Genomic DNA, 21,714 nt, shown 5'->3' with positions numbered 1-21,714 from the left:
AGAATTTGACCTATGTTGATAATGCGCCATTTAACTCACTACCCAACTTCGGTATATTTCTTGGAGGACAGGCTTTCATGCCGCCCCCGGCCGTGCGCATCCGGCTCCCGCAACCGCTAGCTGAAAGGTCACCGACCATGTTTAAAAATCTGACGATCAAGGCACGTCTCATTTTCGTCATCGTGGTGCTCAGCGTGATTTCCCTGCTGATTGGCCTGCTCGGCTTGCGCAACCTGAGCGTGACCAACGCCTCGCTCAAAACGGTGTACGAAGACCGCCTGGTAGCGGTGGGCATGCTGTCAGAAGTGCTGACCGAGATCCAGCAAAACCAGACCGCCCTGTCGAAGGCGGTCAGCGCCGACCCGGCCACTCTGGGCGCCGTGGCCGAGGAGGTCGAGCAGCGCGTCAAGATCGTCACCGAGGTGTGGGGCAGGTTCATGCTGACCTACCTGACCCCCGAAGAAAAGATCCTCGCTTCCAAGTTCGAGGCCAGCCGGGAAGCGTTTGTCACGCAGGGGATCAAGCCGACCCTGGCCACGTTCCGCGCCAAGGACGTGCCGGGCGCGGTCGCCCTGGTGAACGGTGCGCTGACCCAGACCTTCCAGCCCGTGCGCGACAACATGAATGCGCTGATCAAGTACCAGCTCGGCGTCGGCAAGGCCGAGTATGAGGAAGCTACGGCGCGGTTCGAGACGGCCCGCGCGCTGGCCATCGGCCTGATTGTATTTAGCGCGGCCCTCGGTCTGATGACCGGCACCGCCCTCATTCGCGGCATCTCGCGCTCGATCGCCGAAGCGCTGCGCTTTGCCAACAGCATTGCCGGGGGCAATCTGACCGACACCGTCAAGATCGAATCGAACGACGAGATCGGCCAGTTGCTTACCGCGCTGCAAAAAATGAACGACAGCCTGGTCGACGTGGTGCGCCAGGTCCGCCAGGGCACCGATACGATTTCAGTCGCCTCGTCCGAAATTGCGGCCGGCAACCAGGATCTGTCGAGCCGCACCGAGGAGCAGGCCAGCTCGCTGGAGGAAACCGCATCGTCGATGGAAGAACTCACGTCCACCGTCAAGCAGAGCGCCGACAACGCGCGCCAGGCCAGCACCCTGGCCGAAACGGCGTCGCAGGTGGCCACCAAGGGCGGCAACGTGATCGGCAACGTGGTCGATACCATGGGCCGCATCAATGAGGCCAGCAACAAGATCGTCGACATCATCGGCGTGATCGACGGGATCGCGTTCCAGACCAATATCCTGGCCCTGAACGCGGCGGTGGAAGCGGCGCGCGCGGGCGAGCAGGGACGCGGGTTTGCGGTGGTGGCGAGCGAGGTGCGCAACCTGGCGCAGCGCTCGGCGCAGGCGGCCAAGGAGATCAAGGGCCTGATCGGCAGCTCGGTCGAGCAGGTCGAGGCGGGCAGCAAGCTGGTGAACGAGGCGGGCAGCACGATGGGCGATATCGTCCAGAGCATCCGCCGGGTGACCGATATCATGGGCGACATCGCGGCCGCCACCCAGGAGCAGACCCTGGGGATCGAGCAGATCAACCAGGCTGTCACGCAGATGGACCAGGTGACGCAGCAGAACGCGGCGCTGGTGGAAGAAGCGGCGGCGGCGTCGGAAGCGATGCAGGACCAGGCGCGCCAGCTGGCCGCCGTGGTCAGCGTGTTCAAGCTCAATGCCGGCAGCGCGCTGGTAGCGGCGCCAAGGCATGTGGCGGCGCGCACTGCACCGAAGCCGGTGGTTCGCGCGCCGGTGAAAAAGCAGTTGGCCAGCACCGCGCCGGCCGAGGATTGGGAAGAGTTTTAAGCCGCGCCATTCCTGCCACTGGCAGGAATGGCGTTATCAGCGCCGTCCGAACATCATCCATTCGCCCAGCACATTCTTCGCCGGGTTGAATGTGTCGAGCAAGCCAAGCGACAATCCCAGCAGCGCCTGCCCCGGCCCCTCGTGCGCGAACGCGCGCGCCATCGTGTCGGTCAGCTCCACCACCAGCTTGCGGTCGGTTTGCCGTTCGCCCGCGAACGCAGCCAGCGCCGCCGGTCCGGCCTCGCGCGCCAGCAGCCGCGCCAGCACAGCGGCGTCGCGCAGCCCCAGATTCAAACCCTGTCCCGCCACCGGATGCAAGGTTTGCGCCGCATTCCCGACCGCCACCGTGCGCCGTGTGGCAGCCGGTTCGGCATTGAGCCCGAGCCGATACGCACCGCGCGCGCCCGTTGCGGTAAACCGTCCCAGGCGCTGCCCGAAAGCCTCGCCCAGCTGCGCCAGGAAGGCCGCGTCATCGAGCGCCAGCAATGCCTGCGCGCGTTCCGGCCGCACGCACCACACCAGCGCATACTGATGGCCATCGGCGCCGTCCTGCGGCAGCAGCGCCAGCGGCCCTTCGCCGGTAAAGCGTTCGTACGCGCGATGCGCAACCGGCGCGCTGGCGCTGACGCGCGCAATCACCGCCGTCTGCCGGTAGTCGTGCGTGCGCGACCTGGCATCCTGCTCGCCGAACACGCCGCCCTCGGCCTGTACCACCACCGCCGCTGTCAGTTCGCGGCCGTCGTCGAGCGTCAGCCCGACGCCATCGGCATGCTCCGTGTGGCCGGCCACGCGCACCGGCCGAATCGCCACCACGCCGGCGCGCTCGCACGCCGCCGCCAGGGCCGACACCAGGTCGCCGTAGCGCGCCACATAACCGAGCGCCTCCACGCCATGCTCGCCGCGGTCGATCAGGCTGCGCCCGAAATGGCCGCGGCGCGATACATGGACCTGGTGGATGGCCGTGGCGGTGGCGAGCAGAGGCCAGGCGCCGATATCTTCCAGCAGCAGGCGGCTGCCGTACGACAGCGCGATCGAGCGCGGGTCGCTCAATGCCACGCCCAGCGCCCTGGCGTCGATCAGGCCAATGCTGCTGCTTGCCATGCCGCGCCGCGCCAGCAGGGCGGCCAGCGCCATGCCCACCGGGCCGGCGCCGCAGATCGCCACATCGAACGTTGTTTGTGTGTTGTCCATCAGGTTCGCATCAGTTGTTCGATATCGTCCGCCAGCTTGGGTGCCGCGGCGCTCAGGATGGCATGTCCGCCTGGGGTGACCAGCACGTCGTCTTCGATGCGGATGCCGATGTGCCAGAACTGTTCCGGCACGCCGTCCGCCGGACGCACGTAGATGCCCGGTTCGACCGTCAGCACCATGCCCGGCTGCAGCGGGCGCGATGGCTTGCCTTCGGCCGTGACGTCGCGGTACGCGCCGGCGTCGTGCACGTCCAGCCCCAGCCAGTGGCCGGTGCCGTGCATGTAGAACTGCTGGTGCGCGCGCTCGGCGATGACGTCGTCCACGCTGCCGAATTTGTGTTTGTCGAGCAGGCCCAGGTCGAGCATGCCCTGCGCCAGCACGCGTGTGGCGGCGTCGTGGATGTCGCTGTATTTCCGGCCCGGCCGCACCACCGCCAGCGCCGCGTCCTGCGAGGCCAGAACCAGCTCGTACAGCACCCGCTGCGGCCCGCTGAAGCGGCCGTTGACGGGGTAGGTGCGGGTAATGTCGGCGGCGTAGCTGTCCAGTTCACAGCCGGCGTCGATCAGCACCAGGTCGCCGTCGCGCGTTTGCGTATTGTTGGCGTTGTAGTGCAGCACGCAGGCATTCGCGCCCGACGCCACGATCGGCGTGTAGGCCGGATACTGGGCGCCGCTGCGGCGGAACTCGTGCAGCAGTTCCGCCTCGATCTCGTATTCGTACATGCCCGGTTTCGACGCCAGCATGGCGCGTGCATGCGCCACGCCCGAAATGGTCGCGGCGCGCAGCATCACGGCTTGCTCGGCGTCGTCCTTGAACAGCCGCATTTCGTCGAGCATGGCCAGCAGGTCGTGCGCCACCGCCGGCGCCGTGATGCCGGTGCGCGCCTGGCGCCGTACCGCCAGCAGCCAGTTCTTCATTTGCATGTCGAGCGCGGCGCTGTGCCCGAGCGCGTAATACGCCGCCGGGGCGTTGGCCAGCAGCCTGGCCATTTCGGCGTCCAGCTCCTCGATCGGGAAGGCGCTATCGAAGCCGAAGGCGGCGCGCGCGCCCTCGGGGCCATGGCGAAAGCCGTCCCAGATTTCGCGCTCGACGTTCTTCTGGCGGCAGAACAGGATCGCCTGCGCCGCCGTCGCACCGTGGGCGGCCACCAGCACCAGCACGCTGTCCGGTTCCGTGAAGCCGGTCAGATAATAAAAATAGCTGTCGTGGCGGTAGGGATAGTCGGTGTCGCTGTTGCGCTGCACTTCCGGTGCGGTCGACAGGATCGCCACCGCGCCCGGCTGCATCGCCGCGCACAGGCGCGCGCGCCGCGCTGCAAAGGGCGCGCTGTTCATGGCGCGGCCTTGCGTGCGCCCAGCGGTGCGTTGAGCTCTTCGAGCTGCGCCACCGTGCCGACGTTGACCCAGTCGCCTTCGTAGATTTCGCCGCCCACCTGGCCCAGCTGCGCGTACTGGCGGATCAGGGTGCCCAGGCGCGCATGCGTGCCCGGTGCGATGGCCTTGAACATCTCGGGCCGGTACACGCCGATGTTCGAGAAATTCCACTTGGTGTCGCCGTCGTTGGCCACCTGGTACATGGTCAGGCCGAAGTCGCCCTCCGGATTGTGGAAGGGGTTCGGCGTCAGGTAGATCCAGCAGGCGTCGCGCTTCTCGGGCGGGTAGGGATTGCCCCACATGTCTTCGTCGATCAGCACATCGGTGACCTGGGCAAAATCGAAGTAGGGGCAGTAGATGTCGGCCGACAGCACCAGGAACGGTTCGTCCCCCAGCAGGTGCAGCGCGTTGGCGATGCCGCCGGCGGTCTCCAGCGCCACCGTTTCGGGCGAGTAGGCGATGCGCGCGCCGTACCTGCCGCCGTCGCCCAGCTCGCGCTCGATCGCCTCGCCCATGTACGCGTGGTTGATGACGATCTCGGTGATCCCGGCACGCACCAGGTTCAGGATATGCCAGACGATCAGCGGACGGCCGCGCACCTTGAGCAGCGGCTTGGGACAATGGTCGGTCAACGGCCGCATGCGTTCGCCGCGGCCGGCGGCCAGGATCATGGCTTTCATGATGGGCTCCGCATCAGAAGGTGTAGCCCACTTGCGGCGCCTTGTCCTCGAAGGCGTCGAGCAGGCGCGCCAGCGGTTTGAGGACGATGTAGCGGTTGGCGGTCTTGCGCACGTAGTCGGTCACCGTGGCCAGGTCGCCCATGTAGGCGCTCTTGCCGTCGCGGTAGTTCAGGCGGCAGAAGATGCCGAGGATTTTCAGGTGGCGCTGCAGGGCCATGAATTCGAAGTCCTGGTAAAAGGCGTCGATGTCCGGGTTGACCGGCAGTCCGACCGCCTTGGCGCGCTGCCAGTAGCGCACCACCCAGTCGAGCACGATCTCTTCATCCCACTGCACATAGGCGTCGCGCAGCAGCGAGGCCAGGTCGTAGGTGACCGGGCCGAACACGGCATCCTGGAAGTCCAGCACGCCCGGATTGCCCTGGTCCATGAACATCAGGTTGCGCGAATGGAAATCGCGGTGCATGAAAACCTGTTGCTGCGCCAGGTTATTGGCGATGATCGCCTCGAACACCTTGTTCAGCTGCGTGCTCTGTTCCGGCGTCATGGTCACGCCCAGATGCTTGCCGACGAACCATTCCGGGAACAGGTTCAGCTCGCGTTCGATGAAGGCGCGGTCGTACTCGGGCAGCACGCCCGGTTCGCTGGTGAGCTGGAACTTGATCAGGGCGTCGACCGCGTCCGAATACATGAACGGCGCGTTGTCGACGTCCAGGCGCTGCAGGTACGTGGTGGTGCCCAGGTCCGACAGCAGCAGGAAGCCGTTGGCCACATCCTGCGCCACGATGGCCGGCACCGAGACGCCGGCAGCGAGCAGCAAGCCTTGCACGTGGATGAAGGCCGGCACGTTTTCGCGCTCGGGCGGGGCATCCATGGCGATCAGGGTGTCGCCCAGCCTGGCGCGCAGTGCGGGCGCGACGTCGAGCCGGAAGTAGCGCCGGAAGCTGGCGTCGGCCGAGGCCGGACGGCGCGATTCGACCTGCACCAGGCCGAGCGTGGCGAGCCAGGTGGTGAGCTGCGTCAGGCGGGTGTCCGACGATGTTGCTGGGGTGGTGGGGAGCGTTGAAGACATGATGCAGCCTGAGAATCCGATTGAAGATGAAGATTCCCATATAATAAGGGATTAAACTCAAAAAATCGCCTGCCATGGTGTTTGCACACGTCATTTCATGAGCTGGAAAAAACCGGCAGCTCTCCCCTCGCAGCGTTGGGCCTATGCCCTGACGGCGCTCGTCACCGCCACCGCGGTGCCCTTGCACGCCCAAACCGTCCAGAACGTCCAAAAGCGCGAACGTACCGAAGATCCGAACCTGCCCGTTACCGTGCGCGCAGAGGAAATTTCCGGCCGCCCCGAACGCGAACTCATTCTTGAGCGCAAAGTCGAACTGAGCCGGGGACAAACCCGGATGAAAGCCGACCGCGCCTGTTTCAAGAACGTCGAGAATGAAGTCACCGCCAACGGCAATGTCTGGATGGAACGCTTCGGCGACACCTACAAGGGCGAGGAGTTGCAGCTGAACTTGTCTTCGGGCAAGGGTTGGGTGCTGCGTCCCGAGTACCGCATGGAGCTCAACAACGCGCAGGGCTCGGCCAAGCGCGTCGATTTCATCAGCGAAGACGAGGCCATCGTCACCGACGGCACCTACACCACCTGCGAAGGCCTCACGCCCGACTGGTACCTCAAATCGAACACCCTGCGCCTGGACGCCGGGCGCGACGTGGGCGTGGCCGGCAAGACCGTGATCTATTTCAAGGGCGTGCCGATCATCGGCACGCCGGCGCTGTCGTTCTCGCTGTCGGGCGCGCGCCGCTCGGGCTGGCTGCCGCCGACCGTGGGCCTGCGCTCCAAGGGCCGCGCCGAGGTCTTGCAGCCTTACTACGTCAATATCGCGCCCAACCGCGACCTGACCCTGTATCCGCGCTGGATGCTCGACCGCGGCATCCAGTTCGGCGCCACCGGGCGCTACCTGGGCGAAAACGACTATGGCGGCTATGCCGGCCAGACCCACGCCGAGGTGCTGCCCAACGATAAAGTCACCAAGACCGACCGCTGGCGCGTCAATTCGCAGCACAACCAGGGCGTCGCGCGCGGCCTGTCGTTCGGCTGGAACCTGAACGGCGCCTCGGATGACAATTATCCGAGCGACTTCTCGCAGTCGATTTCCAGCAGCGCCGAACGCCAGCTGGTGCGCGAAGTGCGCACCGACTATCGCGCCGAGCACTGGAACATGTCGCTGCGGGCGCAGAGTTACCAGATTTTGCAGGACCCGAATTTTTTCATCGCGCGTCCTTACGCGCGCTTGCCGGAATTGCTGATTCATGCCGGCCGTTACGACGTCAACGGCTTCGACTGGGCGGTCGACACCGAAATCACCCGTTTTTCGCATCCGGACCTGCCGACCGGCAACCGTGCGGTGGTGATGCCGCAGGTCAGTTATCCGATCGTGCGGCCCGGTTACCACATCACGCCCAAGCTCAGCCTGCACGCCAGCGCCTACGAGCTCAGTCGTGGGGTCGACACCGCCGCCAACGCCCCCAACTCGCTCACGCGCGCGCTGCCCACCTTTTCGCTCGACAGCGGCCTGGTATTCGAGCGCGACGCCAAGCTGGTCGGGCGCAAGATGACGCAAACGCTCGAACCGCGCCTGTTCTACGTGTACACGCCGTACAAGGACCAGAGCAAGTTCCCCAATTTCGATACCTTCGAGGCCAGCTTCAACATGGCCCAGATCTTCAACGAAAACCGCTTCGTCGGCAATGACCGGGTCTCGGACGCGAACCAGTTGACCGCGGCCCTGGTCTCGCGCTTTCTCGAATCGAACGGGGCCGAGCGCCTGCGCCTGGTGTTCGGGCAGCGCTTTTACCTCAACGAGCAGCGCGTCCAGCTGCTGGCCAACACCCCGCGCACCGAAAGCCGCTCCGACGTGCTGCTGCAGGCGTCCGGACGGATTTCCGAGAAATGGAACTTCGACAGCGCGGTGCAATACAATGCCAGCGCCAGCAGCGTGGTCGCGTCCAACTATGCGGTGCAGTGGCAGCCGGGCGAGAAAAAGGTCATCAATGCCGAATATCGCTTCCTGCGCGACAGCGTCAAGAATGCGATGATATCGTCGCAGTGGCCGCTGTCGGCGCGCTGGTACGGCGTGGGCCGGATGAATTACTCGGTCCTGAGCCACAAGGTGGTCGAAAGCCTGGTCGGACTGGAGTATCAGGCCGATTGCTGGGTGTTCCGCATGGGCGGCCAGCGTTTTGTGACGACCACGCGCAATACCTCGACCCAGGCGTTCGTCCAGCTTGAGCTGAACGGCCTGTCCAAGCTTGGTTTCGGCAGTCCGCTCGAATCGTTTTACAAGAGCGTTCCAGGTTATACGAGGCTCAATCCGGGCCCGAGCCGTTAAGCGGGACGTCGGATTTTTTATTCACCGAATTTCACCTGAATATGAGTGCTTCCCAGATTATGCGTAATATCCGTATGCACCAACTCAAGATCGCAGCGACGCTGCTGTGCGCCCTGTGCGCCGGACAGGCCGCCGCGCAGGGCGCTCCGGCCAAGCCAGGCGCCCCGGTCAAGCCGGCGGCAGCGCCGGCCGCCAAGCCGTCGGGCGGCTTTCTGCCGCCGGCATCGGCTTCCGCCAATGTCATCGATTCGATCGCCGTGGTGGTCAACGATGAAGTCATCACCCGCAACGAAATCGCCGCGCGCGTGCGCGCCGTCGAAGGCGCGATGAAGTCGCAGAACGCGCCCGTGCCCGAAGCGGCCGACCTGCAGCGCCAGGTGGTCGAACGCATGATCGTCGAACGCGCCCAGATGCAGCTGGCCAAGGAAATGGGCGTGCGCGTCGACGACAGCATGCTCGACCGTGCCATCGGCCGCATCGCCGAGCAGCAAAAGATGTCGGTGCAGGAGATGCGCAACCAGATGGAAAAGAGCGGCACCACCTTCGCCGCCTTCCGCGAAGAGATCCGCAGCGAAATCATGATGCAGCGCCTGCGCGAGCATGAAGTCGACAACAAGATCCAGATTTCCGACGCCGAAGTCGACACCTACCTGGCCGCCGAAAAAGCCGCCGCCGCCGACAAGGTCGAAATGAACCTGTCGCAGATCATGGTGCGCATCCCCGAAAACGCCTCGCCCGAGCAGATCGCCGCGCGCCGCGCGCGTGCCGACGAAGTGATGCGCCAGCTGCGTACCGGCGCCGATTTTGCCAAGATCGCCGCCACCTATTCCGATTCGAGCGATGCGCTCAAGGGCGGCGAAATCGGCTGGCGCAACGCCGACCGCCTGCCGCCGCTGTTCTCCGACGCCCTGTCCAAGCTCAAGCCGGGCCAGGTCACGCCGGTCCTGAAAAGCACCACCGGTTTCCACATCCTCAAGATGGTCGACAAGCGCAACCTGGCCGACACCACCGCCCCGGCGCCGGTGCAGCAGACGCGCGCGCGCCACATCCTGCTCAAGGTCAGCCCGACCATGACGGCGGCCGACGCCAAGCGCAAGCTGACCGAACTGAAGGAACGCCTCGACAACAAGGCCGCCAAGTTCGAGGAACTGGCGCGCCTGTTCTCCAATGACGGCTCGGCCAGCAAGGGCGGCGACCTCGGTTGGCTGTACCCGGGCGACGTCGTGCCCGAATTCGAGACCGCCATGAGCACGCTCAAGCCGGGCGAGCTGAGCGACGTGGTCGAAACGCCGTATGGTTTCCACCTGATCGAAGTGATGGAACGCAAGAGCGACGACCAGAACAAGGAACGGGTACGCATGGCCGCGCGCCAGGTGATCCGCGACCGCAAGCTCGAAGAAGCCACCGAAGACTGGGCGCGCCAGGTGCGCGACCGCGCCTACGTCGAGTTCCGCGACGAAAACAAGTAAGCCGATGCACCAGGCAAGCACACGGCCGGCGATCGCCATCACCACGGGCGAACCGGCCGGGATCGGGCCCGAAATCTCGATCCGCGCCGCCTGGGCCATGCGCGCGCAGGTCAACTGCGTGCTGCTCGGCGACGCCGCCTTCCTGGCGCTCACCGCCAGCCTGATCGACCCCGATATCCAACTCGCCGCGCTGTCGGTGCAGGCGCTGCGCAACGGCGGCTTGCCGCAGTTCGGGCCTTCCCGCATCGCCGTCATCGACGTGCCGCTCGGCGCCCATGTGGTGCCGGGCGTGCTCGATCCGGCCAACGGGCGCGCGGTGCTGGCCACGCTCGACCTGGCGGTCGAAGGCGCGCGCGCCGGCTGGTTCGATGCCATCGTCACCGCGCCCCTGCAAAAGAGCACCATCAACGACGCCGGCGTGGCCTTTTCTGGCCATACCGAATACCTGGCCGAAAAGACCGGCACCGCGCAGGTGGTGATGATGCTGGCCGGCGAGACGGAACCCGGCAATCCGCCGCTGCGGGTGGCGCTGGCCACCACCCACCTGCCGCTCAAGGATGTCGCGGCGGCCATCACCCGCGACGGCCTGGGGCGCGTGATCGGCATCATCGACGCCGACCTGAAAACCAGATTCGGCATTGCATCGCCGCGCATCCTGGTGACCGGCCTCAATCCGCACGCCGGCGAGAACGGCTACCTGGGACGCGAAGAAATCGACACCATCACGCCGGCACTGGAACAGGCGCGCGCGCTCGGCATCGATGCGCGCGGGCCGTATCCGGCCGATACCCTGTTCCAGCCCAAATACCTGATCGAGGCCGACTGCGTGCTGGCCATGTACCACGACCAGGGCCTGCCGGTGCTCAAATACGCCACCTTCGGACGCGGCGTGAACATCACGCTCGGCCTGCCGCTGATCCGCACCTCGGTCGACCATGGCACGGCGCTCGACCTGGCCGCCGCGGGCCTCGGGCGCGCCGACTGCGGCAGCATGGAACAAGCCATCCGCACCGCCCTGCACATGGTGGACGCCGCTGCGGCCCATGGTGCATCGCAGCTTTAGAACAGAATCGAGAAGAAGAATATGAAACACGTCGCCCGCAAGCGCTTCGGCCAGAATTTTTTGACCGACAAACTCGTCCTCGATAACATCATCGACGCCATCGGACCCGAGAAGGGCCAGGCGATGGTCGAAATCGGACCCGGGCTGGCCGCCATGACGGCGCTGCTGCTCAAGCGCCTGGACCACATGCACGTGGTGGAACTGGACCGCGACCTGGTCGCGCGCCTGGAAAACAACTTCCCGCGCGAGAAGCTGACCATTCACTCGGGCGACGCGCTCAAGTTCGACTACGGCCAGATTCCGGTGCCGGAAGGGCAGAAGCTGCGCGTGGTGGGCAACCTGCCGTACAACATTTCGAGCCCGCTGCTGTTTCACCTGGCCGAATTCGCGCACCTGATCGAAGACCAGCATTTCATGCTGCAGAAGGAAGTCGTCGAGCGCATGGTGGCGGCGCCGGGCAGCAAGGTGTACGGCCGTTTGTCGGTGATGCTGCAGTGGCGCTACGACATGTCGCTGATGTTCATCGTGCCGCCGACCGCGTTCGATCCGCCGCCGCAGGTGGAGTCGGCGATCGTGCGCATGGTGCCCGTCGCGCGCAAGCTGGCCTGTGACGGCCCGACGTTGGAGGCGGTGGTGATGAAGGCGTTTTCGCAGCGCCGCAAGGTGATCCGCAACTGCGTGGCGGGGATGTTTACCGAAGCGCAGCTGGTCGAGGCGGGTATCGATCCGTCGACGCGTCCGGAGACGGTCAGCCTGGAGCAGTATGTGGCGCTGTCCAATTTGCTCAAGCAACCGGCCTGATTGGCCGACCTGATGGGAGCATTGTCATGATCATGCTGAAAGTCCCGTACGCCGAAAAAGACGAGGCCAAGGCCCTGGGCGCGCGCTGGAACAAGGATAGCAAGCTGTGGTACGTGCCCGATGGCGTGGATGCGGCGCCGTTCCAGCGCTGGGTGCTCAAGGGCGTGGCGCCGAGTCCCGCCAAGGCTTCCGGCGCTCCGGCGGGCAGGGTCGATTCGTATGTGGGCAAGCAGGTCGTGGGAGCGCGCTACGTGGCGCTGGAACACGGGTGCAATCCGTTTGTGGCGTGCGCGGAGTGCCAGCCGAAGCTGGCGGCATCGGGATGGACGGATGCGCGCGCCGAGGTGCTGCGGATTGTGGGTGGGCTGACGACCTGAAAACCGTCATTCCCGCCGAGTGCCGCCTTGGCGCGGGAATGACGGTTTTTATGTTAGTGGCTAATGGTCCTTAGGTCCCGATCCGCCCACCATCGTTCTTGGTAATCACGATGGTCGCCGAACGTGGGCGCTTGCCGGCGCCGTAGCCGGCATTGCTCGGCCACTGGCTGGTGTACTTCGACGGATCGGCCAGATTGGCCTGCGCCGTGTTCTCGCCCGGGTGCTGGATGTTGATGAACATCGACTTCCCATCCGGCGTTTCGCAGATACCCGTGATTTCCGACCCCACCGGCCCGACCAGGAAGCGCTTGAGCGTCTCCGCGGTCGGCTTCTTGCCCACATAGGTATCGACCGCCAAGGTGCCGCCACCGGCCTTCGGATGGTTCAAGGTGACCTTGGCGCCATCGCCGACCGTGCCCGGGATAGCGGCGAGCATCATGCAGTTGCTGACGTCGGTGTACGCGCCGTCGTCGGTCTGGATCCAGCAGATGCCGGTGTACGGGCTGAAGGCCAGGCCGTCCGGGCTCGAAAAATCCTGGTCCGCGGTCAGGTTCGACAGATTCACGAAACCGCCATTCGCACCGGCTTCGGCGCCGAACAGGTACACGTCCCACGTAAAGCTGGTCGCCGCCGCGGCGCCCGCGCCTTCCTTCATGCGCAGAATATGGCCGTTCGGATTACCGTTTTGGGCCGAGCTGCCTTTCATGTCGGTGTAGGCGCGCGGGTTGGCGCTGTCCGGCGCCAGCTGCGAGGAGGTCGGGTCGACCGCGCGGTTCGAGTTGTTGGTCAGCGCGTAGTAGATCTCGCCGTTGGCCGGATTGACCGAGCACCATTCCGGGCGGTCCATCCTGGTCGCGCCAACCGCATCGGCGGCCAGGCGGGCGTTGATGGCGATGTCGGCCTGGTCGGCGAACTTGTACGCGCCGTATGCGGCGATCGCGGCGGTCGACATGGCCAGCTCGATCCACTGGCCGCTGCCGTCGGCATTGAGCTTGGCGACATACAGCTTGCCGCTGTCGAGGTATTTGTCGCCCGTGGCCATGCGGTCGCTGGCGGTGGCGTCGGCGGCGGCCCACACGGCGGTCGAGACGAATTTGTAGATGTACTCATTGCGCGAATCGTCGCCCATGTACACGGCCAGCTGCTGGCCGACGACCGGGTTGCCGAAGGCGGCGCTTTCGTGCGCGTAGCGGCCCAGCGCGGTGCGCTTCTTCGCTGCCTTGGACTTGTCGTACGGGTCCATTTCGACGATGTAGCCCATGCCGTTCATTTCGTTGCGGTAGTCGTCGCTGCCGTCAAGCGACGTCCCTTTCTTGCTGATGTCCCAGCGTGCGTATTTGTCGTCGGTGCCGGCGCTTTCCCAGCCGTGGCGCGAGGCGGCGCCCTGGTTGCGGCCGTAGCGCTTGAGCGAAGCGACGCTCTTGTCGCCGACGCGCGCGGCATCGTCGGCGCTGCCGCGCACGAAGTAGCCGGACCAGTTTTCTTCACCGGTCAGGAACGAGCCCCAAGGCGACTTGCCGGTGCCGCAGTTGTTCAGGGTGCCGCGCGTTTTGGTCGCGCTCGGCGAATATTTGGTCACCAGCAGCGCATTGCCGCGCGCGGGGCCGGACAGCTCGATGTCGGTCAGCGGCGTGATGCGGCGGTTGAATGACGAATCCTTGACGTAGGCCCAGGCGGCGCCGCTCTTCCTGACTTCGACCACGCTCACGCCGTGGATCGCCACTTCCTTGTCCACTTCCGCGGCAGGGCGCGGCAGGGTGGTCACGCCGCCATTGGCGTGCAGGAAGAAGGACGACAGTTTGGCGTCGGTGGTCGCTTCGTGGTTCACGGCCAGCAGGCCGCGTTCGGAACCGGTGGTGGTGGCGCTGCCGCTCGCCGACAGGCCGTAGAACTCCATGCCGTCGTGATGGTCGCCGGCGCGGGTCTCGAAGTCGCCGTCGGTGCCGTCGTTCTTGTAGGCGGCGGTGGTGCCGTTGAGCGGGTCGCCCAGCGCATAGATGACGGACGCGGTGTAGCCGGCCGGGACGCTCACGACGTCGGCCAGGCTTTTCGGAACGGCGCTGAACGCCAGCAGTTTCTCAGCCGGGACCGGCGTCGGGGTCGGCGTCGGGGTAGGGCTTGGGCTGTCATCGCTGCTGCAGGCTGACAAACCGACTGCGCCGAAGATCGCCGTGGCGGCCGACGCCATGCCGCCGCGCAGCAGGCTGCGGCGGCTCAGGCGGGCATTGAGCACTGTATTGAAGTGTTCATTCGGCGAATCGTTGCAGTCGATATCATCTGGATCGATGGACGTGCGAACCAGATCGTTTGGCTTGTTCATGAAGGTCCTATGGCTGGGGGTTAATTTAGCAAGCCGGATTCTAGCCAGCCCAGATGACCGTGCCGTGACGGCAAGATGACCGGATGATGACAGACAGCGCCCCGCTTATCCGGCATGCATGGCGCGCAAGGCGATCCATGCAGAAATATCGTTTCCAAAGGGCTAACATTGCTCTTGCTTATGCCATGATGGGCGCTGCTTGCCGAACCATTTGCCCTCACCATGAAGGAACGTCATCCGATGAGTTTTGCCCGCACACTGTGTCTCCTGCTCGCTGGCCTGGCCGTCAGCCTGCCGGGCGCGAGCGCCCTGGCCGCGCCGACGGCCACTGCCGCCGCCGACAGCGCCGCCAACAAGGCAGTCCTGGAATTCATTCGCGCCGAGATGGAGGAACGCCGCATTCCGGGCTTGCAGATTGCCGTGATCCGCCACCGGAAAGTGGTGCTCTCGAGCGCGATCGGCGTGGCCAGCATCCAGCACGGGGTCGCGGTCGACAAGCACAGCGTGTTCTCGCTTAATTCCGCGACCAAGCCGTTCACCGGCGTGGCCATCATGCAGCTGGTTGAACAGGGCAAGCTCGCCCTCGACGCGCCGGTGTCGCGCTATCTCGATGGCTTGCCGGCCGCGTGGCAGGGGGTGACCGTGGCCCAGCTGCTCAATCACACGTCCGGGCTTCCCGACGTCCTCGATGCGGAAGGCGACCTGCTGCCGGGCGGCATGGAGGGGGCGTGGAAGAGCGCGCAAACGCTGCCGGTGCAGTTCGCGCCCGGCCAGCGCTTCAGCTATAACCAGACCAATTACGTACTGCTGGGGAAAATCATCGACCGCCTCAGCGGCGAGCCTTTCCTGGCGTTTATCCGGCACGGGCAGTTCGACGTGGCCGGCATGCCCGACAGCTCCTTCGGCGACAGCGGGGACATCATCAGGAATAAGGCCAATTCCTACCGCTTCGGACGCGACGGTACGCTGCGCAACGTGATCGAGGAGTTTCCGCCGGCAATGCGCACGGGAGCCGGCATGAATACCACTGCCACCGAACTGGGCAAATGGATCGTGGCCCTGCAGCAGGGACGCCTGCTCAAGCCGGCGAGCATGGCCGCGATGTGGACGCCATCGTCCTTCGCCGATGGGCGGCCGGCACCGTGGGCGATGGGCTGGCCGGCGATCCGCCGCGGCGAACAGCCGCACCGGGCGGTGGCGGGCATCGGGGGCGGGCGTTCGGCCTTCTATATGTATCCCGACGACGACCTGGCGGTGATTATCCTGACCAACCTGGCCGGCGCCCAGCCGGATCAGATGATCGACACCGTGGCGGGATTTTATGTGAAGGGCCTGCGCGCCACCGGCGGCGGATATGCCCTGTTTCGCTTGCGCGAGCAGACCGGCCGCGGCGGTTTCGATGATATCGACGCGACACTGCGGCAGGTGACGCAGCAATATGGGGTGCCGAACCCGTCCGAGGGCAGCCTGAACGGCTGGGGCTACCGCCTGCTGTCGCGCAAGCAGCTCAAGCCGGCCATTGCGGTACTCGGCCTGGCTACGCGCCTGTATCCGGACAGCGCCAATGCCCATGACAGCCTGGCCGAAGCGTACCAAGCCCTTGATGACCATGCGCTGGCGATCCGCCATTACCGGCGTTCGCTGGAACTGAATCCGGAAAACCGCAATGCGGCGGACCACTTGAAAGCGCTGGAAAAGAAGTAGCGCGAAAATCAGGACAAAAAAAAGCCCGCTGTGAAGCGGGCTTGAAATCCAATTCTTTTTGAGGAGAGTTGGAGGAGACAGGTGCAATTATGCTGCGCTACAGCATATCAAGCCAATTTATCTTTGTAATATCAGTTATAGCTTTTGCAAATATCACCTTCAGCATCCCCGCCCGCCTTATTTTTCGCGGCAGGTCACGTCGATGTCGGTGACGTCGGCATCGCCCTTCGCGCCCTCGCCCATGACGCCAACGGCGCGCTCGACCGTGCAAACATACTTGCCGCCGTCCGGCTGGGTCAGCACCGAGACGCCGTAGCTGGTACCGTAGGGGATCGCCCCGGCGAATTTGTACGCCTTGGCATCCTTGGGCATGGGGTATCTGTCGTTGCTGCCGTTGATCAGCACCAGGCCGTCGCCCGTATAGGGACGGGACTGGCCGTCGGCGCCGATCACGTTGACCGCGCCGCCGATCGAAAAGGCGTTGTCGGTGCACTTGACAATCACGTTGATGGAAGCCTGGCGCCCGGCGGTGTCCTTGCCATTCTCCCATGTGCACTTCTGGTGATCAGCACTTTTCTTGACCTGGACATCGTAGGGTACGCCGTATTCGATCGTGTTGGGGAAGCGGAAACTGGTGGCCTTGGCCTCGACCGTCAGGTCTTGCATGCCGACGTTACTCATTACCAGGCCGGAATACTTCAGGCCTTCAATTTTGCCTTCGACAGGGAAGGTCGCTTTGCCGCCGCAAGCGGACAGGCCCACGACGAGGGCCAGCAGCAGCGAATGGCGCAGGACGGATAACTTCATAGAATTCTCCAGAGGAAAGGGCGCCACCCGCGCAGGGGCGGCTGCCGGGATCAGTTGCAGGTGATGAGGATGTTGTCGACGTCGGCTTTGCCCATCGTGCCGACGGCGTTGTCAATCCGGCAAGTCAGGCCCGGCGGCTGTTGCAGCACGCTCACGCCGTAGGCCAGGGTTTCGCCGACCTGGCCGAGCTTGTCTTTTTTATTTTCAGCCAGCTGGGTCATGTTGAATTCGGTGTTGTTGGCGGGAATACTCAGGCGATGATCGCCGTTGATGATGACCAGCGGGCCGCTCGTCAGGCCGGTGATCTTGCCTTTAAGGTCGTGCGGAATCAGGGTGCAGCGCACGATGATCCGGCCGACGCCGTACACGCTCGACTTGCCCTTGCCGTTTTCCACGCTGCAGGTGGCGTTCGATGGTGGCGACTTGACGGTGATGTCGAATTCGGTATTGTTGGCGATCAGGTCTGGAAACACGAAGCCGGTGGCGTCCGGTTCGATCTTGAGATCCGGGCCGCCCTTGTTTTGCAGCACCAGACCGGACACGGTCACATTCGTCACGGCGCCGCCCAGCTGCACGGTGCCATCATCGTCGCCGCCGCAAGCGGCAAGACTCAGCGCGCACGACAGTGCCACGGCGGAACGCAGGTACAGATTTTTCATACTTTCTCCAAAACGAATGCGGTAAGGTGGGAAGGCTGGGCCGCCGATGGACAGCCTGATGTGGACGTCATTTTAGTGCATTTGTTAACGCGGCGGCTCATTGCCTTGTATCGGTGTGTAAGGCGTCGCCTTGGCGCGTCGCCTTGGCGCGCCGCCTTGGCGCGCCTTGACACACCGGCAGGCGCGACGATTGATTTTCGGCGCCGCCCTCGTTATGCTGGAACCTGACCCACTACCGAGCCAGAACATGAGCACCACGCCGCGCCGCGCCTGGCCCAAAGCCATCCTGTTCGACCTGGACGATACCCTGTGGCCGATCGCCCCGGTCATTTTGCAGGCCGAGCAAACCCTGCACACCTGGCTGCACAGCAACGCGCCGCGCGTGGCCGAGCGCTTCACCATCGACGCCCTGCGCCAGGCGCGCCTGGCCCTGTTGGCCCAGCAGCCCGAGTTCGAGCTCGACCTGGGCGCGCTGCGCCGCGCCGGCCTGCTGTCGGCGTTCGAGGCGGCCGGCGAAGACGCCGCCAAGGTCGAGCAGGCCATGGTCCATTTCTATGCGGCGCGCAATGCCGTCATTCCCTATGACGACGTGGTGCCCGGCCTGCTGCGCCTGAAAGGCCGCTCCCTGCTCGGATCGGTTACCAACGGCAATGCCGATTTGCAGGCGATCGGCCTGTCGCACCATTTCAAGGTGTCGGTGGCGGCCAGCCAGTTCGGCCGCGCCAAGCCGGACGCGGCCATCTTCCTGGCCGCCTGCGAGGAACTCGGGGTCGACCCGGCCGATTGCGTGTACGTCGGCGACGACGTGCTGCTCGACGTGCAGGGCGCCCAGCGCGCCGGGCTGCGCGCGGTCTGGCTCAACCGCACCGGCAGTGCGCGCCACCTCGAACACGGCGTGGTGCCGGACGCCATCTGCCGCAGTTTCGACGAGCTGCTCGACTGGCTCAAGCGCGAGCACGATTGAGGCGGCCGGGACGCGCAGTCGACATTACTGCACACCGCGCCTGCGAACGTGCATAATAAGGGGATCAGCACTTGTGCTTGCCCTTGTCTTTGTCCTTACTGCACCCCACCTAGAATCATGCAACTCGATACCCGTGCGCAAACGCTGCTCAAAGCCCTGGTCGAACGGTACATCGCCGACGGCCAGCCGGTCGGGTCGCGCGCGCTGTCGAAGATTTCCGGACTCGACCTCTCGCCCGCGACCATCCGCAACATCATGGCCGACCTGGAAGAGCTGGGGTATGTGGCCAGTCCGCACACCTCGGCCGGACGCATTCCGACCCCGCGCGGCTACCGCATCTTTGTCGATACCTTATTAACTGTACAACACCTGGACGAGCACGCGGTCGACGGGCGGCTGCGCCTGCCGGCCCAGCAGCCGCAAAAGATGATCGCCAACGCGGCGCAAATGCTGTCGTCGCTGTCGCAGTTCGCCGGCGTGGTGCTCAGCCCGCGGCGCGAATCGGTGTTCCAGCAGATCGAATTCTTGCGTTTGTCCGAAAAGCGCATCCTGCTGGTGATCGTCGATCCGCGCGGCGACGTGCAAAACCGCCTGCTGCTGACCGAGGCCGATTACACCCCGGCCCAGCTGGTGCGCTCGGCCAATTACATCAACCAGAATTACGGCGGCCTGTCGTTCGACGACGTGCGCACGCGCCTGACCAGCGAATTGCGCCAGTTGCGCGACGATATGGGCAGCCTGATGCAGGCCGCGGTCGAGGCCGGCAGCGAAGCGATGGCCGACCAGTCGGACGACATGGTCATTTCCGGCGAGCGCAACCTGCTCAGCGTGTCGGACCTGTCGTCGAACATGACGTCGCTGCGCCAGATGTTCGACATGTTCGAGCAAAAAACCGGGCTGATGCAGCTGCTGGACGTCTCGAGCAAAGCAACCGGCGTGCAGATCTTCATCGGCGGCGAATCGAACCTGGTGCCGATGGATGAAATGAGCGTGGTCACGGCACCGTACGAGGTCAACGGCAAGATCGTCGGCACCCTGGGCGTGATCGGGCCGACCCGCATGGCGTACGAGCGCGTCATTCCGATCGTGGACATCACGGCCAAGCTGCTGTCGAACGCGCTCAGCCACTCCTAGGCGGCGCGCGTTGCCGGCATCAGGCCGGGATCAGGTTTTGTGGGGGCAGGCAGGCTTGACGCAGTTGCCGTAAATCGCCAGCGCGTGCTCGGCAATCTTGAAGCCGCGCTCGACCGCCACCTTGTGCTGGCGCGATTCGATTTCTTCGTCGTAGAACTCTTCCACGCGGCCGCAGTCGAGGCACACCAGGTGATCGTGGTGCGAACCGGCGTTGAGCTCGAAAATCGCCTTGCCGGTTTCAAAATGGTTGCGGTTGAGCAGGCCGGCCTGCTCGAACTGGGTCAGTACGCGGTACACGGTGGCCAGGCCGACATCCATATTATCGGTCAGCAAAATCTTGTAAACATCTTCCGCTGTCAGGTGGCGCACCTCGCTGTTCTGGAAAATCTCGAGGATTTTCAGACGGGGCAGGGTGGCTTTCAGGCCGCTGGCTTTGAGGTCGCTAGGATTGTTACTCATGTTTGTTACTCGTATATTGGCGTAGTGCTTTATCATATAGCGTTTTAGACGGAGGTGCCTAGGCTTCCGTACAACGATTTGAGGTCCTCTATGCCTGTCGATACTGCCGTTTTGCACCGTTTTAGCTTGCGCGCCCCGCTCGTGGCGGCCCTGGCCGGCGCCGTTCTGAGCCTGTCCGGCTGCGCCATGTTCGGCGGCGCCAAGGATCCCGTGGTCCCGGTGAACGCCTCGCCCGGCGACGGCGCCCAGACCGTCCAGGCCAGCAAGCTGCAGAAGTTCCTGTGGATTTTCTCGCCGTATCGTCCGGACATTCAACAAGGCAACTTCATCTCGCAGGAAATGCTGACCCAGCTCAAGGTGGGCCAGACCCGCGAACAGGTCAAGTTCCTGCTCGGTACGCCGCTGCTGACCGACATCTTCCACGCCGACCGCTGGGACTTCCCCTTCTATCTGGCGCGCGGCGATGGCGAGCTGACCAGCAGCCGGGTGACGGTCTACTTCAAGGACAACAAGGTCGAGAAATTCGACGGCGGCAATCTGCCGACCGAGAAGGAATACATCGCCCGTATCGCCGGTCCGACCAAGGTGGCCGCCAAGGAAGCGCCGAAGCGGGAAGAAGCCGGTTCGGCCTCGATCAAGATCAACAAATAAGTTTTTCAATACACAGCACCAGCGCACGGGCGGCACGAGGGTCGGCACAATGAATCAGATGAAAATTGCAGTAGCGGGCGCCGACGGGCGCATGGGACGGATGCTGGTCGATGCGGTCGCGGCCGCTCCCGACGCGGTGCTGGCCGGCGCGCTCGGCCTGGCCGGTTCGCCGTCGATCGGCCAGGACGCCGGCGCCTTCGGCGGCCATCCGGGAGGCATCAGGATCGAATCGGACCTGGCTGCCGGCCTGGCCGGGGCCGACTTCCTGATCGATTTTACCCGTCCCGAAGGCACGCTCAAGCATCTGGAATATTGCGCCGCCCACGGCATCAAGCTGATCATCGGCACCACCGGTTTTGATGACGCCGGCAAGGCCGCGATCGCCGCCGCCGCCGAAAAAACCGCGATCATGTTCGCGCCCAATATGAGCGTGGGCGTGAACGTCACCCTCAAGCTGCTCGAACTGGCCGCCAAAAGCTTTGCCGAAGGCTACGACATCGAAATCGTCGAAGCGCACCACCGCCACAAGGTCGATGCGCCGTCCGGCACCGCCCTGAAGATGGGCGAAGTGATTGCCGACGCGCTCGGGCGCGACCTCAAGGAATGCGCCGTCTACGGGCGCGAAGGCGTCACCGGCGAGCGCGATCCGTCGACCATCGGCTTCGCCACCATCCGCGGCGGCGACATCATCGGCGACCATACCGTGCTGTTTGCCGGCACCGGCGAGCGCATCGAAATCAGCCACAAGTCCAGCAGCCGGGTCAGCTACGCCCACGGCGCCTTGCGCGCCTGCCGCTTCCTGGCCGACAAGGCGACCGGCTTGTACGACATGCAGGACGTGCTGGCACTCAAGGACTAGGCG

At 64.6% G+C, this 21,714-nt stretch carries 19 protein-coding genes; 11 read left to right on the top strand and 8 right to left on the bottom strand.

What is annotated here, in order from left to right:
- Positions 1 to 137: 137 nt before the first annotated feature.
- Positions 138 to 1,805 (top strand): methyl-accepting chemotaxis protein, encoded by a 1,668-nt coding sequence (locus RBA41_RS21025; RefSeq protein ID WP_306626202.1) that lies wholly within the window; start codon positions 138 to 140, stop codon positions 1,803 to 1,805.
- 36 nt (positions 1,806 to 1,841) lie between these two features.
- On the opposite strand, the gene RBA41_RS21020 is transcribed toward RBA41_RS21025, so the two are convergent.
- The 4 genes from RBA41_RS21020 to RBA41_RS21005 are packed head-to-tail and all read right to left on the bottom strand — an operon-like array spanning position 1,842 to position 6,118.
- A complete protein-coding gene (locus RBA41_RS21020) occupies positions 1,842 to 2,996 on the bottom strand; it encodes an FAD-dependent monooxygenase (RefSeq protein WP_306626201.1) in 1,155 nt (384 codons plus the stop codon).
- A complete protein-coding gene (gene pepP, locus RBA41_RS21015; RefSeq protein ID WP_306626200.1) occupies positions 2,996 to 4,330 on the bottom strand; it encodes a Xaa-Pro aminopeptidase in 1,335 nt (444 codons plus the stop codon). The genes RBA41_RS21020 and pepP overlap by 1 nt, the downstream gene beginning before the upstream one ends.
- A complete protein-coding gene (gene murU / locus RBA41_RS21010) occupies positions 4,327 to 5,049 on the bottom strand; it encodes an N-acetylmuramate alpha-1-phosphate uridylyltransferase MurU (RefSeq protein ID WP_306626199.1) in 723 nt (240 codons plus the stop codon). Before murU ends, pepP begins: the two co-directional genes overlap by 4 nt.
- A gap of 13 nt (positions 5,050 to 5,062) precedes the next feature.
- Positions 5,063 to 6,118 (bottom strand): aminoglycoside phosphotransferase family protein, encoded by a 1,056-nt coding sequence (locus tag RBA41_RS21005; protein ID WP_306626198.1) that lies wholly within the window; start codon positions 6,116 to 6,118, stop codon positions 5,063 to 5,065.
- 97 nt (positions 6,119 to 6,215) lie between these two features.
- Between RBA41_RS21005 and RBA41_RS21000 the strand changes: the two genes are divergently transcribed.
- The 5 genes from RBA41_RS21000 (at position 6,216) to RBA41_RS20980 (ending at position 12,154) form a co-directional block, all read left to right on the top strand.
- The gene (locus RBA41_RS21000) at positions 6,216 to 8,444 is read left to right on the top strand and encodes an LPS-assembly protein LptD (RefSeq protein ID WP_306626197.1); all 2,229 of its coding nucleotides are present in this window, start codon (positions 6,216 to 6,218) and stop codon (positions 8,442 to 8,444) included.
- Between the two features lie 74 nt (positions 8,445 to 8,518).
- Positions 8,519 to 9,913 (top strand): peptidylprolyl isomerase, encoded by a 1,395-nt coding sequence (locus RBA41_RS20995; protein ID WP_306626196.1) that lies wholly within the window; start codon positions 8,519 to 8,521, stop codon positions 9,911 to 9,913.
- Positions 9,914 to 9,917: 4 nt separating this feature from the next.
- On the top strand, positions 9,918 to 10,976 hold the full coding sequence (gene pdxA / locus RBA41_RS20990) for a 4-hydroxythreonine-4-phosphate dehydrogenase PdxA (protein WP_306626195.1): 1,059 nt from the start codon (positions 9,918 to 9,920) through the stop codon (positions 10,974 to 10,976).
- Positions 10,977 to 10,997: 21 nt separating this feature from the next.
- Positions 10,998 to 11,777, top strand: coding sequence for a 16S rRNA (adenine(1518)-N(6)/adenine(1519)-N(6))-dimethyltransferase RsmA (gene rsmA / locus RBA41_RS20985; RefSeq protein WP_306626194.1), 780 nt, complete (start codon positions 10,998 to 11,000; stop codon positions 11,775 to 11,777).
- 26 nt (positions 11,778 to 11,803) lie between these two features.
- Positions 11,804 to 12,154, top strand: a complete 351-nt coding sequence (locus tag RBA41_RS20980; RefSeq protein WP_306626193.1) for a DUF5710 domain-containing protein — start codon at positions 11,804 to 11,806, stop codon at positions 12,152 to 12,154.
- Between the two features lie 70 nt (positions 12,155 to 12,224).
- On the opposite strand, the gene RBA41_RS20975 is transcribed toward RBA41_RS20980, so the two are convergent.
- Positions 12,225 to 14,474 carry a PhoX family protein gene (locus RBA41_RS20975; RefSeq protein WP_306626192.1) on the bottom strand — a complete coding sequence of 750 codons (2,250 nt, stop codon included), beginning with the start codon at positions 14,472 to 14,474 and terminating at the stop codon, positions 12,225 to 12,227.
- Positions 14,475 to 14,714: 240 nt separating this feature from the next.
- On the opposite strand from RBA41_RS20975, the gene RBA41_RS20970 reads away from it, so the two are divergent.
- The gene (locus RBA41_RS20970) at positions 14,715 to 16,178 is read left to right on the top strand and encodes a serine hydrolase (protein WP_306626191.1); all 1,464 of its coding nucleotides are present in this window, start codon (positions 14,715 to 14,717) and stop codon (positions 16,176 to 16,178) included.
- A 177-nt stretch (positions 16,179 to 16,355) separates the two neighbouring features.
- Here RBA41_RS20970 and RBA41_RS20965 read toward each other — a convergent pair whose 3' ends face one another.
- Positions 16,356 to 16,985: a hypothetical protein gene (locus RBA41_RS20965; protein WP_306626190.1), complete on the bottom strand. Its 630-nt coding sequence runs from the start codon at positions 16,983 to 16,985 to the stop codon at positions 16,356 to 16,358.
- A 50-nt stretch (positions 16,986 to 17,035) separates the two neighbouring features.
- Positions 17,036 to 17,644, bottom strand: a complete 609-nt coding sequence (locus RBA41_RS20960) for a hypothetical protein (RefSeq protein WP_306626189.1) — start codon at positions 17,642 to 17,644, stop codon at positions 17,036 to 17,038.
- A 247-nt stretch (positions 17,645 to 17,891) separates the two neighbouring features.
- Between RBA41_RS20960 and RBA41_RS20955 the strand changes: the two genes are divergently transcribed.
- Both RBA41_RS20955 and hrcA read left to right on the top strand, forming a co-directional pair.
- Positions 17,892 to 18,608 (top strand): HAD family hydrolase, encoded by a 717-nt coding sequence (locus tag RBA41_RS20955; protein ID WP_306626188.1) that lies wholly within the window; start codon positions 17,892 to 17,894, stop codon positions 18,606 to 18,608.
- A 117-nt stretch (positions 18,609 to 18,725) separates the two neighbouring features.
- Positions 18,726 to 19,742, top strand: coding sequence for a heat-inducible transcriptional repressor HrcA (hrcA, locus tag RBA41_RS20950; protein ID WP_306626187.1), 1,017 nt, complete (start codon positions 18,726 to 18,728; stop codon positions 19,740 to 19,742).
- A gap of 30 nt (positions 19,743 to 19,772) precedes the next feature.
- On the opposite strand, the gene fur is transcribed toward hrcA, so the two are convergent.
- On the bottom strand, positions 19,773 to 20,201 hold the full coding sequence (gene fur, locus RBA41_RS20945; protein ID WP_054264984.1) for a ferric iron uptake transcriptional regulator: 429 nt from the start codon (positions 20,199 to 20,201) through the stop codon (positions 19,773 to 19,775).
- A gap of 90 nt (positions 20,202 to 20,291) precedes the next feature.
- Here fur and RBA41_RS20940 point away from each other — a divergent pair, with 90 nt between their 5' ends.
- Both RBA41_RS20940 and dapB read left to right on the top strand, forming a co-directional pair.
- Complete coding sequence (locus RBA41_RS20940; RefSeq protein ID WP_306626186.1) at positions 20,292 to 20,852, top strand: outer membrane protein assembly factor BamE; 561 nt, start codon at positions 20,292 to 20,294, stop codon at positions 20,850 to 20,852.
- A gap of 49 nt (positions 20,853 to 20,901) precedes the next feature.
- Positions 20,902 to 21,711, top strand: a complete 810-nt coding sequence (gene dapB / locus RBA41_RS20935) for a 4-hydroxy-tetrahydrodipicolinate reductase (protein ID WP_306626185.1) — start codon at positions 20,902 to 20,904, stop codon at positions 21,709 to 21,711.
- Positions 21,712 to 21,714 lie beyond the last annotated feature (3 nt).

The sequence above is a fragment of the Massilia scottii genome, from assembly GCF_030846495.1.
In the GTDB taxonomy this organism is placed as follows: Bacteria; Pseudomonadota; Gammaproteobacteria; order Burkholderiales; family Burkholderiaceae_D; genus Telluria_A; species Telluria_A violaceinigra.
The sequence above is the reverse complement of the archived record's forward strand: the minus strand, read 5'-3'. Positions and strand labels throughout refer to the sequence as shown.

Excerpts from the sequence above, each read along its gene's own strand:
- RBA41_RS21000 (WP_306626197.1), top strand. The coding sequence starts at position 6,216 with ATGAGCTGGAAAAAACCGGCAGCTCTCCCCTCGCAGCGTTGGGCCTAT.
- RBA41_RS20955 (WP_306626188.1), top strand. The coding sequence starts at position 17,892 with ATGAGCACCACGCCGCGCCGCGCCTGGCCCAAAGCCATCCTGTTCGAC.
- RBA41_RS21020 (WP_306626201.1), bottom strand. The coding sequence starts at position 2,996 with ATGGACAACACACAAACAACGTTCGATGTGGCGATCTGCGGCGCCGGC.
- dapB (WP_306626185.1), top strand. The coding sequence starts at position 20,902 with ATGAATCAGATGAAAATTGCAGTAGCGGGCGCCGACGGGCGCATGGGA.
- RBA41_RS21005 (WP_306626198.1), bottom strand. The coding sequence starts at position 6,118 with ATGTCTTCAACGCTCCCCACCACCCCAGCAACATCGTCGGACACCCGC.
- RBA41_RS20980 (WP_306626193.1), top strand. The coding sequence starts at position 11,804 with ATGATCATGCTGAAAGTCCCGTACGCCGAAAAAGACGAGGCCAAGGCC.
- RBA41_RS20940 (WP_306626186.1), top strand. The coding sequence starts at position 20,292 with ATGCCTGTCGATACTGCCGTTTTGCACCGTTTTAGCTTGCGCGCCCCG.
- rsmA (WP_306626194.1), top strand. The coding sequence starts at position 10,998 with ATGAAACACGTCGCCCGCAAGCGCTTCGGCCAGAATTTTTTGACCGAC.
- pdxA (WP_306626195.1), top strand. The coding sequence starts at position 9,918 with ATGCACCAGGCAAGCACACGGCCGGCGATCGCCATCACCACGGGCGAA.
- hrcA (WP_306626187.1), top strand. The coding sequence starts at position 18,726 with ATGCAACTCGATACCCGTGCGCAAACGCTGCTCAAAGCCCTGGTCGAA.
- RBA41_RS20960 (WP_306626189.1), bottom strand. The coding sequence starts at position 17,644 with ATGAAAAATCTGTACCTGCGTTCCGCCGTGGCACTGTCGTGCGCGCTG.
- RBA41_RS21025 (WP_306626202.1), top strand. The coding sequence starts at position 138 with ATGTTTAAAAATCTGACGATCAAGGCACGTCTCATTTTCGTCATCGTG.
- RBA41_RS20970 (WP_306626191.1), top strand. The coding sequence starts at position 14,715 with ATGAGTTTTGCCCGCACACTGTGTCTCCTGCTCGCTGGCCTGGCCGTC.
- murU (WP_306626199.1), bottom strand. The coding sequence starts at position 5,049 with ATGAAAGCCATGATCCTGGCCGCCGGCCGCGGCGAACGCATGCGGCCG.
- RBA41_RS20995 (WP_306626196.1), top strand. The coding sequence starts at position 8,519 with ATGCACCAACTCAAGATCGCAGCGACGCTGCTGTGCGCCCTGTGCGCC.
- RBA41_RS20975 (WP_306626192.1), bottom strand. The coding sequence starts at position 14,474 with ATGAACAAGCCAAACGATCTGGTTCGCACGTCCATCGATCCAGATGAT.
- RBA41_RS20965 (WP_306626190.1), bottom strand. The coding sequence starts at position 16,985 with ATGAAGTTATCCGTCCTGCGCCATTCGCTGCTGCTGGCCCTCGTCGTG.
- pepP (WP_306626200.1), bottom strand. The coding sequence starts at position 4,330 with ATGAACAGCGCGCCCTTTGCAGCGCGGCGCGCGCGCCTGTGCGCGGCG.
- fur (WP_054264984.1), bottom strand. The coding sequence starts at position 20,201 with ATGAGTAACAATCCTAGCGACCTCAAAGCCAGCGGCCTGAAAGCCACC.